The organism is Kitasatospora sp. NPDC004615, from assembly GCF_042873545.1.
Taxonomy (GTDB): domain Bacteria; phylum Actinomycetota; class Actinomycetes; order Streptomycetales; family Streptomycetaceae; genus Kitasatospora.
Genome location: NZ_JBIALQ010000001.1, coordinates 1,116,265 through 1,129,339 on the forward strand (window position 1 = coordinate 1,116,265; position 13,075 = coordinate 1,129,339).

A 13,075-nucleotide genomic window follows, 5' to 3' on the forward strand; every position below is an offset into this window, starting at 1 on the left:
GTACGCCACGCGCGACCGGCCCGTCCAGGGTCGATCGTGTCGGCGGTTCGCCCGTTCCGGCGAACCCGCTGGTCACAGCTGATCAGACGGGTACGGACGGGGTGTTGCGGCGGTGTTTCGCTCCGTTTCGTTTCGATCAGTTCCGCGCATCACCCTGGTGGGGGCGGCTGATGGGCTGTTACGTTCGGCCCGCCGGCATCGAGTTGGCTGCCCACGATCAAGCATCGCCACACCTGACGACGCCCGAAGACTCGCCAAAACCCTCCGCACGCCTCCGCACGCCTCCGAGACCCCGAGGACTCCGCCGATGGACACATCGCCCGCCACCCGCCGAATCGGCCGCGCCGTCGCCGCCGCCCTCGCCGCGCTCCTGGCCGCGAGCGCCTGCAGCAGCCAGAGCGGCTCGGGGGGCGACGTCGCCAAGACCGTGGCACCGACCGTGGACGCCGAGGACAACAACCCGCAGCCGCTGGAGAACGTCAGAGACGGCGGCGAGCTGCGCGAACCGCTCCAGCAGTGGATCACCCAGTGGAATCCGTACCAGGTCGACGGCAACTACGGCGACGCGGTGGAGATCATGGGCTACGTGGAGGCCAAGCTCTTCCGCTCCGACGCCAAGGGCGTCTACCACCCCGTCCCCGAGTACCTGGTCTCCGCGCAGGTCACCTCCACCTCGCCGCAGGTGGTGACGTACAAGCTCAACCCGAAGGCGGTCTGGTCCGACGGAACGGCTCTGAGCTACAAGGACTTCGAGGCGGTCTGGAAGGCCTCCAACGGCAAGGACCAGGCGTACAACCTGGCCGACTCCTCCGGCTACGAGCAGATCTCCGGCGTCGAGCAGGGTGCCGACGCGAGCGAGGTCAAGGTGACCTTCTCGCAGCCGTACGCCGACTGGCAGAGCCTGTTCAGCCCGCTGCTGCCCGCCTCCGGGCTCTCCACCCCGCAGGCCTTCAACGAGGGCTGGATCGAGAAGGTCCCGGTCTTCGGCGGCCCGTTCGTGCTCGCCAACGCCGACAAGACCGCGCAGACCATCACGCTGACCCCCAACCCCCGCTGGTGGGGTCCGAAGCCGAAGCTCGACCGGATCACCTTCCGGGTCCTCGACGCCGCCGCGATCACCCAGGCCTACCTCAACAACGAGATCGACTTCGCGTCCGCGGGCGCCGCCGCCTCCTACGGCCAGCTCAAGGACGCCAAGGACTCGGTGATCCGGACCGGCACTCCGTGGGACGAGGTGCACATCTCCTTCGGCGGCAACGGCGTGCTCGCCGACCAGAAGGTCCGTCAGGCGCTCGGCAAGGCACTGGACCGCACCGCGCTGATCAAGGTCGCCAACAAGGGCGTCCCGGTGGAGTTCAAACCGCTCGACAGCCACCTGTTCATGACCAACCAGAACGGGTACAAGGCCAACGCCGGCGACTGGGTGACGTACGACCCGACGACCGCCAAGAAGTGGCTGGACGAGGCGGGTTGGAAGGACTCCGGCGGCACCCGCAGCAAGGACGGACAGCCGTTGGAGCTCCACTACGTGCTGAACGACGCCTCCAACCAGGCCCAGATCGACCTGGCGGCCGCCACCCAGAACATGCTCCAGCAGGTCGGCGTCAAGGTCACCGTCGACAAGGTGCCCAGCAAGGAGTACTTCTCCAAGTACATCGACCAGGGCAAGTTCGACCTGGCCAGCTGGCGCAACACGAACTCCTTCCCGCTCTCCAAGACGGTGCCGCTCTACCGTGCCCCGCAGGGCGACAACGTGTTCGGCAACTACTCCAAGCTGAGCACCCCCGAGATCGACAACCTGCTGCGCACCGCCGCCGCCACCCTCGACCCCGCGAAGGCCGACGAGCTCTACAACCAGGCCGACGTGAAGATCTGGGAGCTCGCCCACACCGTCGAGCTCTACCAGCGCCCCAGCATCGTCGCCGTCCGCAAGGGCCTGGCCAACTACGGCGCCGGCAGCCTCGCCGACACCGTGATCACCTCGGTCGGCTGGCAGAAGTAGCACCGCCGATGCCCCGCCATGCCCTGCCTGGCGGGGCGTCAACGCGCCTGCTACCTGCGGTGCTTGAAGTCCTCCAGCGCCTGCCGGACGGTCGCGGCCATGTCCTGGCTCCCCACGTGCCCGGAGTCGTCGAAGATGTGCAGCTTCGCGTCCGGCCAGGCCTTCGCCAGCTCCCACGCGGTCTGCACCGGGCAGCCCATGTCGTACCGGCCGTGCACCAGCACGCCCGGGATGCCCGCCAACTTGTCGGCTTCCCGCAGCAGTTGGTCCTCCTCCAGCCAGGCGCCGTTGCTGAAGAAGTGCGAGCAGATCCGGACGAAGGCGATCCGGTCGTCCATCTCGCGGTTGCTGTACATCCCAGGGATGCCGTTCGGCTCGCCCTCGATGACCGCGTCCTCCCACGCCAGCCACTCGTTGGCGGCCTTCTCCCGCACCGCCCGGTCCGGGTGCTCCATCAGCCGCGCGTACGCCGCCAGCAACTGGTAGACGTCACCGCCCCGTTCGCCCTCCGGGACGCCGTCCCGGAACCGGTCCCACGCCTCGGGCCGGAACCCGCCGACGCCCCGGTACAGCCAGTCGGTCTCGGCCCGGCGGGTGGTGGTGACCGCCTGGATGACGATCTCACTGACCCGCTCCGGGTGCTGCTGCGCGTAAGCCAGGATAAGCGTCGACCCCCAGGACGCGCCGTCCAGCAACCACCGCTCCACACCGAGGTGTTCGCGCAGCCGCTCGATGTCGTCGATCAGGTGCTGCGTGGTGTTCAGCGCCATGTCCGCCGCCGGATCACTGGCATGCGGCGTACTGAGCCCACAGTTGCGCTGGTCGTACCGGATCACCCGGTAGGACTCCGGGTCCCACGCCCGGGTCGGCCGCTTCGGGAACCCCGCCCCGGGCCCGCCGTGCACGTACAGCGCGGGCTTGCCCTCGGGGTTGCCGAGCTGCTCGTAGTAGATGCGGTTGCCGTCTCCGGTGTCCAGGAAACCGGTGTCGTAGGGGTGCATCGGCTCATAGAGATCAACCATGGGTGTTCGTCCTTCCGCGCCGCATTCCGACCTGCAAATAACGCCAACTAAACTGCCCGTCGGACCATTTGGCCAACCCGAGGCCCCGGCGGAAGTGCGGAGTTCCATGAGCCCCTTGATCGACCGGAAGGCGATGGAGTCGGTCTTCGGCGCGGAGGAACTGGTCACTCCGGCCGACCACCTGCTCGACGGCATCACCCACCGGGCGACCCGGGAGTTCCTGGGCGAAGTCGGACTGCCGGACCGGATGGGCTGGTTCGAGACCGACCAGCTGATGGTCGACGGCGACCTGCGGATCGGCGGCGAGGCCTGGCAGCGCGTCGCCGGCCGGTACCCGAGCTGCCCGTTCGACATGTCGGTCTGGCTGACTCTCGGCAGTATCCGGCTGGACGACGTGATGGTCGACGTCACCACCGGCATCGTCTACTGCATCCCGGAGGGTGGCACTCCGCACCTGCTCAACAGCACGGTCGACGCCCTCGCCTTCTTCCTGCACGCCCTGGAGGAGGAACGACCGGCCTACGACCCCGACGCCGGTACGGACGAGCTCGACCCCGCGGGCGCCGAGGCAAGGCTGCTGCGGACGATGCGCCGGGTCGATCCCCTCGCGATGGAGAATCCCGAGTCCTGCTGGTTCACCGTCCTGCACTACGTCAGCTACCTCCTGGGCGACCCGCACTGAGCATCCGTCAACTACCCTTCCGCTTCCGCACTTCACCCACAGCAGAACGCCGCTCCCTTCCGCTCGCGCGCGGGATGTCTACGCTGAAGTGGTGAGCACTCAAGGCCAGAACGAAGCCCGCGTCATCCCGCTGCGCCCGCAGGGCGGGGCGGCCAAGCAGCCGGCGGCGGTGAAGGAGCCGCTGTGGCGTGATGTGGTCGGTGGTGTGCTGCGGCGTGAACGGCTCGCCCAGCAGCGGACGTTGAAGGACGTCTCGGAGGCGGCGCGGATCTCCATGCCGTACCTGTCGGAGCTGGAGCGCGGCCGCAAGGAGGCCTCCTCGGAGGTGCTCGCGGCCGCCGCGCGCGCGCTCGGGCTGGGGCTCGGCGATCTGCTGTCGCTCGCCCAGGACGACCTGGTCCGCTACTCGCAGATCCGCCGCGCCGCGCCCGCCGCGCCGTACAACGGGCTCTGCCTGGCCGCCTGAACAACGGCCGCTACGGCGGCGATTGGCCGCCTGAGCAACGCCGGCCGGCACGGCGGCAGTTGGCCGCCCGAGCAACGCTGGCCGACACGACGGAAGTTGGCCGCCGCACCGGCCGGTTCTCGGTGCGTCAGGCCAGGACCAGGCGCCGGTTCAGCACCTCGTCGGCCAGGCCGTAGGCGACGGCCTCCTCGGCGGTGAACACCTTGTCGCGGTCCATGTCCGCGCGCAGCGTCGCCGGGTCGTGGTGGGTGTGCCGGGCGAGTACCTCCTCGACCTGCGAGCGGATCCGCAGCATCTCCTTCGCCGCCAGGCTCAGGTCCGAGACCGTCCCCTGCCGGCCGCCGCTGGCCGGCTGGCCGAGCAGCACCCGCGAGTGCTGGAGCACGAACCGCCGCCCGGGGTCGCCGCCCGCCAGCAGGACGGCCGCCGTGGACGCCGCCTGGCCGACGCAGAACGTCGAGATCGGCGACTGCACGAAGGTCATGGTGTCGTAGATCGCCATCAGTGAAGTGAACGATCCGCCGGGCGAGTTGAGGTAGATCGCGATCTCCTCCCCCGGGCTCGCCGACTCCAGGTGCAGCAGCTGCGCGATCACCACGTTGGCGACGCCGTCGTCGATCTCGGTGCCGAGGAAGATGATCCGCTCGTTCAGCAGCCGGCTGAACACGTCGTAGGACCGCTCGCCCTGAGCCGTCTTCTCGATGACGTAGGGAACCGTGTACGAGCCCATGTCACAACCCCATCCGTCGACGGTTCGCGGCCGGACGGATGTCCGCCAGCGACTCCACCACCTGGTCCACCATCCCGTACTCCCGGGCCTGTTCGGCCGTGAACCAGCGGTCGCGGTCGCCGTCCCTGGCGATGGTGTCCTCGCTCTGGCCGGTGTGCGCGGCCGTGATCCGCTCGATCGCCTTCTTGGTGCACTCGAGGTTCTCCGCCTGGATCTCGATGTCCGAGGCGGTGCCGCCGATGCCCGCCGACGGCTGGTGCATCATGATCCGCGCGTTCGGCAGCGCGAACCGCTTGCCGGCGGCGCCCACCGTCAGCAGGAACTGCCCCATGCTGGCGGCGAAACCCATCGCCAGCGTCGAGACGTCGTTCGGGATCAGCCGCATGGTGTCGTAGATCGCCAGGCCCGCCGTCACCGACCCGCCCGGGCTGTTGATGTACAGGCTGATGTCGGTGCGCGGGTCCTCCGCGGAGAGCAGCAGCAGCTGCGCGCACACCCGGTTCGCCGACACCTCGTCGACCTGGGTGCCGAGCAGGACGATCCGCTGCGCGAGGAGCTGCGCCGCGAGGTGGTCGTCGAAGCGACTGGGCGGAGTGTCGCCGTCCTCCGCACGGGGTGGGAACGGACTCATCGGGGTTTCCTCCTCGGGGCCGGAGCGCGTCTTCCACTCCACTGTTCACCCCGAACGACCCCTCGCAGACGCTTCTCTGCCCGCCGCAGATTAGCCACGGGCAGAGCCACGCCGACTCAGACCCCGGGCGCCGGCCGCACCGTGATCCCGTTGCGCTCCAGCAGCGCCGCCGTCACGCCGTCGCCCGGCACCAGCGCGCCCGCGAACGAGCCGTCGTAGACCTTGCCCCGGCCGCACGACGGGCTCCGCGGCATCAGCACCGCCTCCGTGCACCCCGCCCGCTGCGCCGCGACCAGCGCCCGCTCGGCCCCCGCCACGAACTCCGCCGTCACGTCCCGCCCGCCGTCGTCCACCACCCGCGCCGTCCCGTCCAGCACGTCGTGCCCGTCACCCCCGACCAGCTCCGCCGGCCGCCGCGGCGTCTCCAGCCCGCCCGCCACCTCCGGGCAGAACGCCACCACCCGCCGCCCCTCCAACACCCCCGCGAGCGCCTCCGACGCCTTGTCCCGCCCGTCGAACCGACACGGCACCCCACACAGACAAGCACTCACCAAAATCGCATCCACCCGCCCAGGCTACCGGGCCACACACCCGCCCGACCGCGCCCGTGACCAGCACCGATGCCCATCGGCGGGCCGGTCAGGCCTTGCCGGTGGCGGCGACGGCCGTCAGGCCGCCTTCGGCGGGGCCGTAGACGCGGCCGCCTCCGGCCCAGAGGGGGACGGTGAGGGCGGTGGTGGTGGCTTGGAAGCCGTAGGTCCAGCGGGCATTGCCGGTGGTGGGGTCGAGGGCCCAGGTCTTGCCGTGGAGCCAGAGGTAGAGGGTGTCGTCGGCGAACTGGGCGCCGAGGTTGGTGATGAGGGCGCCGGCGGGAAGGGTGCCGGCCCAGCGGACGGTGCCGTCGGTCGCGTTCAGGGCCTGGACCTTGACGGCGAGGGTCTTGTAGTCGATGCCCGCGGCGAAGACGGTCGAGCCGTCGGCGTTCGCCACCACCGCCTGGTAGGTCATGGTGGCCTCGGTCTTCCACGCCACCGTCCCGTCGGCCGGGTTGAGGGCGTAGACCCGGTCGGCGAGGTAGAGGAGGTGGCCACCGCCGGAGCTGTGCGGGCCGTCGGTGAAGGGCTGGACGAGGGGTCCCGCGCCGAGGGTGGTGCCGGGCGGGCTCTGGTGCCAGGCGGAGATGCCGGCGTCCTGGGTGTCGAGGCCGGACAGGGTGGAGGTGCCGTTGGACATGTCGCTCCGCTGCCAGAGCAGGCGGGTGCCGGTGGTGGGGACGGTTAGCCGGCCGGTGCCGAGGCCGGCGTCCGGGAATCGCTGCTCCCAGCGTTTCTCGTGGGTGGCGGTGTCCATCGCCCACAGGAACATCGTCTGGCCGGCGACCCCGGCGGCCGAGCCGGAGCCCTGGACGTAGACGACACCGTCCAGCACACCGCAGACCGCGCCGGAGGTGGCGTTCAGTGCGGCGCTGGTGTACGTCCACGCGATTTCGCCGGAGGCCAGGTCGATCGCCTTGAGGAAGGTGCGAATGCTGAAGTTCGGCGGGGCGCTCTGCTCCCGGGTGAGGTAGTAGCCCTTGCCGTTGGCGGCGACGACTTGCCCGAGCGTCAGTACCGGCATGTTGCCCTGGGCGGTCTTCGGCTCCCAGCGGGGCTTGCCGTCGCGGTCGAAGCCGCGAATGGTCTTGGCGTCGACGGTGAGGATGCTCTCGCCGTCGCCGACGATCTGGGTGAGCGGTTCGGGCACGGGCACCGTCCACAGTGCGGTGGCGATGTTGGTGGTGTCCAGCGGGCGTTCCGGGTCGGTGAGGTCACGCGCCGGTGACGAACTGCCTTTCACCGTAGCCGACTTGTCGGTGGTCCGGCCTGTCGTCAGGTACAGCGCCGTCCCGCCGCCCGCCAGCGCGACCGCTCCGCCGGCCAGCCCGTACAGCAGGGTCCGCCGCGTGGGTCGCTTCAACTCGGGCTCGGGCGGCGGCAGTTCCATCGTGGGCAGGAGCGGTGGGGGCAGCGTCGGCGCGAGGACGGCCGCCGAGCGTTCGACGGCGGCGACCAGCGCGGGGTGCAGCCAGGTGCCGGGGGGCTGGGGTTCGAGCCGCTGGGACTCGACGAGTTGGCGCGGTGTGGGCCGGTCGGCCGGGTCCTTGGCGAGGCAGGCGGCGACCAGCAGGCGCAGCCCGGTGGGGACGCCGCTGAGGTCGGGCTCCTCGGCGGCGACCCGGCGGACCACCTCGATGGGCAGGCCCCCGCCGAACGGGCCCGCGCCGGTGGCGGCGTGCACCAGGGTCGAGCCGAGCGAGAAGACGTCGGCGGCGGGGCCGATCGGCCGGGCGAGGGCCTGTTCGGGCGACAGGTAGGAGGGGGTGCCGAGGATGGCGCCCTCGGCGGTGAGCACGCTGTCGTCGGCGGCGCGGGCGATGCCGAAGTCGATGACGTGCGGGCCGTCGAGGGCGAGCAGCACGTTGCTGGGCTTGATGTCGCGGTGGACGAGTCCGGCGGCGTGGATCGCGGCGAGTTCCTCGGCGATGCCGGCGGCGAGGATGCGCAGCACCGGTTCGGGGAACGGCCCGACCAGCCGGACCGCCTCGTCCAGCGGGATGCCGGGGATGTACGCGGTGGCGAGCCAGGGCAGCGGCGCGTCCGGGTCGGCGTCCACGACGGGGGCGGTGAACGCGGAGGACGCGGTGCGGGCGGCCGAGACCTCGCGCCGGAAGCGGGCCCGGAACCGCTGGTCGTCGGCGAGTTCGGGCCGGATCAGCTTGATCGCGACGGTCCGGCCGCCGGCCGACCGGCCGAGGTAGACGGCGCCCATGCCGCCCGCGCCGAGCCGGCCGAGCAGCAGGTAGGGGCCGACCTGCGCGGGGTCGGTCGGGGCGAGCGGGTGCATCGTCGTCAACTCGCTTTCGAAGGCAGGATGGTGAGGGTGGAGGGACACGGGACGGCTAGGGCCTGTCTTCAAATCCGCGTCGCAGCCCCGCGGCGTCTGGTGCGTGCTCTCGGCGTGCCGGGTGGAAGGCCTCGTACTGGGTGTACTTGGCCTTTCGCCCGGTGCGGCGAGAGTGCGTGCCAGGCGTTGTGGGGCAGGCGGGGGTTTGAAGACAGGCCCTAGGCACCGGCGGCGCGCACAGGCCGTCCGGTTCGCCGCGCCGGGACCGGTCGGGCCGAGCGGATTCACTGTCGTCAACTCGCCTTCGCGGGCAGGGCGGTGAGGATCGACGGTTTCGGCGCGGAGACGCACAGCCGTCCCGCGCCGGCCGTCCAGGTCAGCGTCGCGGGGTCGGTGCCCTTGTAGCCGGAGTACTTCCAGCGGGGCTTGCCGGTGGCGGGGTCGAGGGCCCAGACGACCGAGTCACGGCCGATCCGGTAGAGGGTGTCGTCGGCGTGGAGCAGGTCGGCGCCGTAGGCGCCGTTGCCGATGCCGTTGCCGTCGGGCGGGAGGGGGGTCTTCCAGCGCGGGGCGCCGCTCTTCAGGTCGACGGCGCCGATGGAGAACTCGCCGTCGGCGTCGGTCCACTGGCAGTGGAGCAGGCTGTCGTCGGGGCCGTGCGCGTAGGCGCTGCCGCCCAGGCGGGGGGTGGTGATGCCGCGAACGTTCCAGGCGGCTTTGCCGGTGGCAGGGTCGAGGGCGGTGAGAGTGCCCTCCTTGTCGGGGGTGAGGAACCAGCCGCCACCGGCGGCGATGCCGAAGGATTGGATGCCGGCCTGCCAGGTGACGGTGCCCGAGCCGTCGATGGCCTTGAGGCGGTCGGCGGTGGAGACCAGGACCCGGTCGCTCCCGGGCAGCAGGGCCGCTTCCACCAGTAGCGCGTCGTCGCCGTGGAACCAGGCGGTGCGCCGCCCGGCCAGGTCGATCGCCCACATGTTGCTGCCGTCCTGGTGCTGGCCCTGGCCCAGGCCGATCACGTACGCGGTGCCGCTGCGGATCCCGGCGAAGCGGAGCACCCCGGCCGCATGCGGCTGGTCGAGCGTCACCTTCCCGTCGGTCTTGCCCTCGGCCGGGTCGATCGCGAGCAGGAGGGTCGCCATGCTGCCCGGGACACCCGTGCTGCCCAGGCCGGCCAGGTGGATGCGGTGGCCGTCGAACCCGGCGACGGGCGTGGGCACGCCCGAGCCGAGGGCGAAGCTGACGCCCGTCGTACCGGCGTCCAGCGTCCACTTGGGCTTGCCGTCGCCGCCGACCGCCCACACCTGCCGGGGCGTGATGCCGACCACCACGCCGTCCAGTGACAGCAGCTGGACGCACGGCAGGTTGGCGTCCCGGTTCTGCCAGAGCGGGACGGCTTCCGGGACGTCCGCGCTCGGCCGTACCGGCGGGGCGGCGGTCTGTTTGCCGGTCGAGGAGCCGCGGTCGCGGTCGCGGTTGATCAGCGCGAACGCGGTTCCGGCCCCGCCGGCGACCAGCACGGCGCCGCCGAGGCCGAGCAGCGTGCGGCGGCCGATCCGGCGGGCCGGTGGTGGCTGGTCGATGGGTGCGTCCGAGGGGGCGGGCGGGGGCATCGGCGGTGGTGCGGGCGGCGCGGTGAGTACGGCGCGGACGGCGCGCACCTCGGTGGCGACGGCGGGTGGCAGCCAGCCGTCCGGGTCGGTGGGGTGCCCGGACTGGGCGACGTGGGCGACGAGTTGGCGGGGCGTCGGCCGGTGCGCGGGGGTCTTGGCGAGGCAGGCGGTGACCAATGGGCGCAGTTCGGCGGGGAGTTCGCCGAGGTCGGGTTCGGTGTTGACGATCCGGAACAGCACGGCCGCGCCGGCGCCCTCGCCGAACAGGTTCCGGCCGAGGGCCGCGTACGCCAGGGTGGAGCCGAGCGAGAACACGTCGCCGGCGGGCGTGAGCGGCTCGCCGAGGGCCTGTTCGGGGGACATGTACGGCGCGGAGCCGATGACGGAGCCGGTGGTGGTCAGCCCGCCGGCGTCGGCGGCCCGGGAGATGCCGAAGTCGATGACGTGCGGCCCGTCGAGGGCGAGCAGCACGTTGCCGGGCTTCAGGTCGCGGTGGATCAGCCCGGCGCGGTGCACCTCGCCGAGCGCCTCGGCGAGCCCGGCGGCCAGTGTGCGGACGGTGGCGACGGGCAGCGGGCCGTGCCGTTCGACGACCTGCCGCAGCGACAGTCCGGGGACGAAGGCGGTGGCCATCCACGGCAGCGCGGCCTCGGTGTCGGCGTCCACCACGGCCGCGGTGAACGCGCCGGAGACCCGCCGCGCGGCGGCCACCTCCTGCCGGAAGCGCTGCCGGAACTCGGTGTCCTCGGCGAGCTCCGGCCGAACCACCTTGACGGCGACGGCCCGCCCGCCGGCCGACCGCCCCAGGTACACCGCACCCATGCCGCCGGCCCCGAGTCGGCCCACCAGCGTGTACGGCCCGACCTGCCGCGGATCCATCCCGTCGAGTGGCTGCACCTGCCCTTCCCTTCCCCCGTCGGGTGCGCGGGACGAACCATACGGTCTGCGGGCTGGGTGCGGCAGCCGCGCACACCGAATCCTCACCTGGACTGTTGCGCTGATGCTCCGTCAGCTCAGTCCAGCCTTGTGGGCGAAGAGCGCGGCCTGAACGCGGTTCTCCAGTCCGAGGCGGCTGAGGATCCGGTTGACGCGGCTCTTCACGTTCGCCTCGCTCAGGCCGAGCGCGTCACCGATCCGGGCGTTGGACAGGCCGCGGGCAACCAGCACCAGCACCTGGAGCTCCCGTTCGGTGAGCAGCTCGACGGACGGAGTTTTTACCAACGCATCGTCAAGTGTTGGCAATAGGGCGGGCGGCAGCGCGGTGAGGGTGTCGATCAGGCGGCGGGTGACGCTCGGCGCGAGCACGGACTCGCCCGCGGCGGTGGCCCGGATCGCCCGGGCCAGCTGTTCGGGGGCGCTGTTCTTCAGCAGGAAGCCGTGCGCGCCGGCCCGCAGCGCCTCGTGCACGTACTCGTCCAGGTCGAAGGTGGTGAGCAGCAGGACCCGCGGCGCCGGCTCCGGGCCGGGCCACTCGGTGGTGATCCGGCGGGTGGCCTCGATGCCGGTGGTGCCGGGCATCCGGATGTCCATCAGTACGACGTCGGGCCGCAGTTCGACGGCGAGCGCGAACGCCCGCCCCCCGTCGGCGGCTTCGCCGACCACCGTCAGCCCCTCGCGCCGGTCGATGACCAGCCGCAGCGCCGTCCGGACGATCTCCTGGTCGTCGACGACCAGCACCCGTACGCTCACGCCGCCACCACCCGCGCATCCAGTGTGGCGCGCAGCCGCCACCCGCCGTCGGCCCGCGGCCCGGCGTCCAGGGTGCCGTCGAAGGCCGCCGCCCGTTCCCGCATGCCGATCAGCCCTCGCCCGCTGCCGGGGACCGGCCAGTGGCCGGGGGCGGGCCGGTGGTCAGGGGCGGGCGGGTCGTTCTCGACCTCGATCAGCAGCTGCCCGGCGTCGGCGCGGACGGCGACCCGGACGTCCACCGGGCCGGCGTGCTTGAGCACGTTGGTCAGCGCCTCCTGGACGATCCGGTACCCGGAGACCTCGAGCCCTGCGAACTGCACGCCGGTTTCCGGGAGTTGGACGGTGACGGCGACCCGGCAGCCGGCCGCGCGGGCGGCGTCGGCGAGGCGGTCGAGATGGGCGAGGGACGGTTCGGGCGCGAGGTCGCGCTCACGGGTGGACAGCAGGCCGAGGATGCGCCGCATCTCGATCAGCGCGGTGTCGGCGGTCCGGGCGATCAGGCCGACGCCTTGGACGGCGAGCACCGGATCGTCCGTCAGCACGTCCTCGGCGGCCCGGGCCTGCACCGCGATCGCGCTGACATGATGCGCGACCACATCGTGCAGGTCACGGGCGATCCGGGCCCGCTCACCGGCCACCGCCTGCCGGGCGTTGAGCTCCTGCTCGGCCCGCAGCCGCCGGTTGAGTTCACGCAGCCGGTCCGCGTCGGCACCGATCCGGCGCCGACCGGAGCCGAGGATCCAGGCGAGCGCGAAGAAGAACACGAACGTGGTGGTGCTGATCGGCTCCAACGACCCGAGCTGCGGCACCTGCCAGTGCCCGGTCAGCGCGTCCCCCATCGTAACGGCCCCCAGGCACAGGGCAGTTGCGGGCAGGGCGGCCCGGCGCGGGCCGTAGCGGGCCACGGCGTACACGCCGAGCATCAGCAGGTACGGGCCGGGGATCTTCCCCGGAATCGGGTCGAGCACTTGGAACAGCAGGTAGAGGGCGGTCATCGCCGCGAGCACGGCGTGCGGCCACCGCCGCCGCCACAGCAGCGGGACGGTCTGCGCGGCCCACAACGCGACGCCCCAACCATCGGGCGCAGGCGTGTGGTTCAGCACAGTGACCGCGTCGAACAGGGTCAGCCCGCCGCCGAGCGCGACATCCGTCAGTCGCGGCCGGTCGGCGATCCATCGGGGTGCGGCGCGCAGGGCCGTCGTCGTCGAGGTAGCCATCGGTCCGCCAGGCTAGACGAGCACCGGCGCGGTGCGGATCCTCCCCCGGGTGCGCATCGATAGTTGCGCGGGCACGGCCGGCGGCACGCGCCGCAGGCACAGCCAGCGGCACACGACGATCCGCGCTGGAACACGGGTTCGGC

The 13,075-nt window shown here is 71.9% G+C and carries 11 protein-coding genes; 3 read left to right on the forward strand and 8 right to left on the reverse strand.

What is annotated here, in order from left to right; translation table 11 throughout:
* Positions 1–307: 307 nt before the first annotated feature.
* Positions 308–2,002, forward strand: coding sequence for an ABC transporter family substrate-binding protein (locus ACFYS8_RS05070; protein ID WP_387635880.1), 1,695 nt, complete (start codon positions 308–310; stop codon positions 2,000–2,002).
* Positions 2,003–2,052: 50 nt separating this feature from the next.
* Here ACFYS8_RS05070 and pip read toward each other — a convergent pair whose 3' ends face one another.
* Positions 2,053–3,024: a prolyl aminopeptidase gene (gene pip, locus ACFYS8_RS05075; protein ID WP_387635883.1), complete on the reverse strand. Its 972-nt coding sequence runs from the start codon at positions 3,022–3,024 to the stop codon at positions 2,053–2,055.
* Between the two features lie 106 nt (positions 3,025–3,130).
* Between pip and ACFYS8_RS05080 the strand changes: the two genes are divergently transcribed.
* Both ACFYS8_RS05080 and ACFYS8_RS05085 read left to right on the forward strand, forming a co-directional pair.
* Positions 3,131–3,706, forward strand: coding sequence for an SUKH-4 family immunity protein (locus tag ACFYS8_RS05080; protein ID WP_387635885.1), 576 nt, complete (start codon positions 3,131–3,133; stop codon positions 3,704–3,706).
* A 91-nt stretch (positions 3,707–3,797) separates the two neighbouring features.
* Positions 3,798–4,172, forward strand: a complete 375-nt coding sequence (locus tag ACFYS8_RS05085; RefSeq protein WP_387635888.1) for a helix-turn-helix domain-containing protein — start codon at positions 3,798–3,800, stop codon at positions 4,170–4,172.
* 127 nt (positions 4,173–4,299) lie between these two features.
* Here the strand turns inward: ACFYS8_RS05085 and ACFYS8_RS05090 are convergent, their stop codons facing one another.
* From ACFYS8_RS05090 to ACFYS8_RS05120, 7 genes are all read right to left on the reverse strand, one after another.
* On the reverse strand, positions 4,300–4,902 hold the full coding sequence (locus ACFYS8_RS05090) for a ClpP family protease (protein ID WP_387635890.1): 603 nt from the start codon (positions 4,900–4,902) through the stop codon (positions 4,300–4,302).
* A gap of 1 nt (position 4,903) precedes the next feature.
* Entirely contained in the window at positions 4,904–5,533 is a 630-nt protein-coding gene (locus ACFYS8_RS05095) for a ClpP family protease (protein ID WP_387635893.1), read from the reverse strand.
* 116 nt (positions 5,534–5,649) lie between these two features.
* Positions 5,650–6,099: a DUF523 domain-containing protein gene (locus ACFYS8_RS05100; protein WP_387635896.1), complete on the reverse strand. Its 450-nt coding sequence runs from the start codon at positions 6,097–6,099 to the stop codon at positions 5,650–5,652.
* A gap of 73 nt (positions 6,100–6,172) precedes the next feature.
* A complete protein-coding gene (locus ACFYS8_RS05105; RefSeq protein WP_387636854.1) occupies positions 6,173–8,416 on the reverse strand; it encodes a PQQ-binding-like beta-propeller repeat protein in 2,244 nt (747 codons plus the stop codon).
* 293 nt (positions 8,417–8,709) lie between these two features.
* Positions 8,710–10,923, reverse strand: coding sequence for a protein kinase (locus ACFYS8_RS05110; RefSeq protein WP_387635899.1), 2,214 nt, complete (start codon positions 10,921–10,923; stop codon positions 8,710–8,712).
* 111 nt (positions 10,924–11,034) lie between these two features.
* Positions 11,035–11,715, reverse strand: a complete 681-nt coding sequence (locus tag ACFYS8_RS05115) for a response regulator (protein WP_387635902.1) — start codon at positions 11,713–11,715, stop codon at positions 11,035–11,037.
* A complete protein-coding gene (locus tag ACFYS8_RS05120; protein WP_387635904.1) occupies positions 11,712–12,932 on the reverse strand; it encodes a sensor histidine kinase in 1,221 nt (406 codons plus the stop codon). The genes ACFYS8_RS05115 and ACFYS8_RS05120 overlap by 4 nt, the downstream gene beginning before the upstream one ends.
* Positions 12,933–13,075 lie beyond the last annotated feature (143 nt).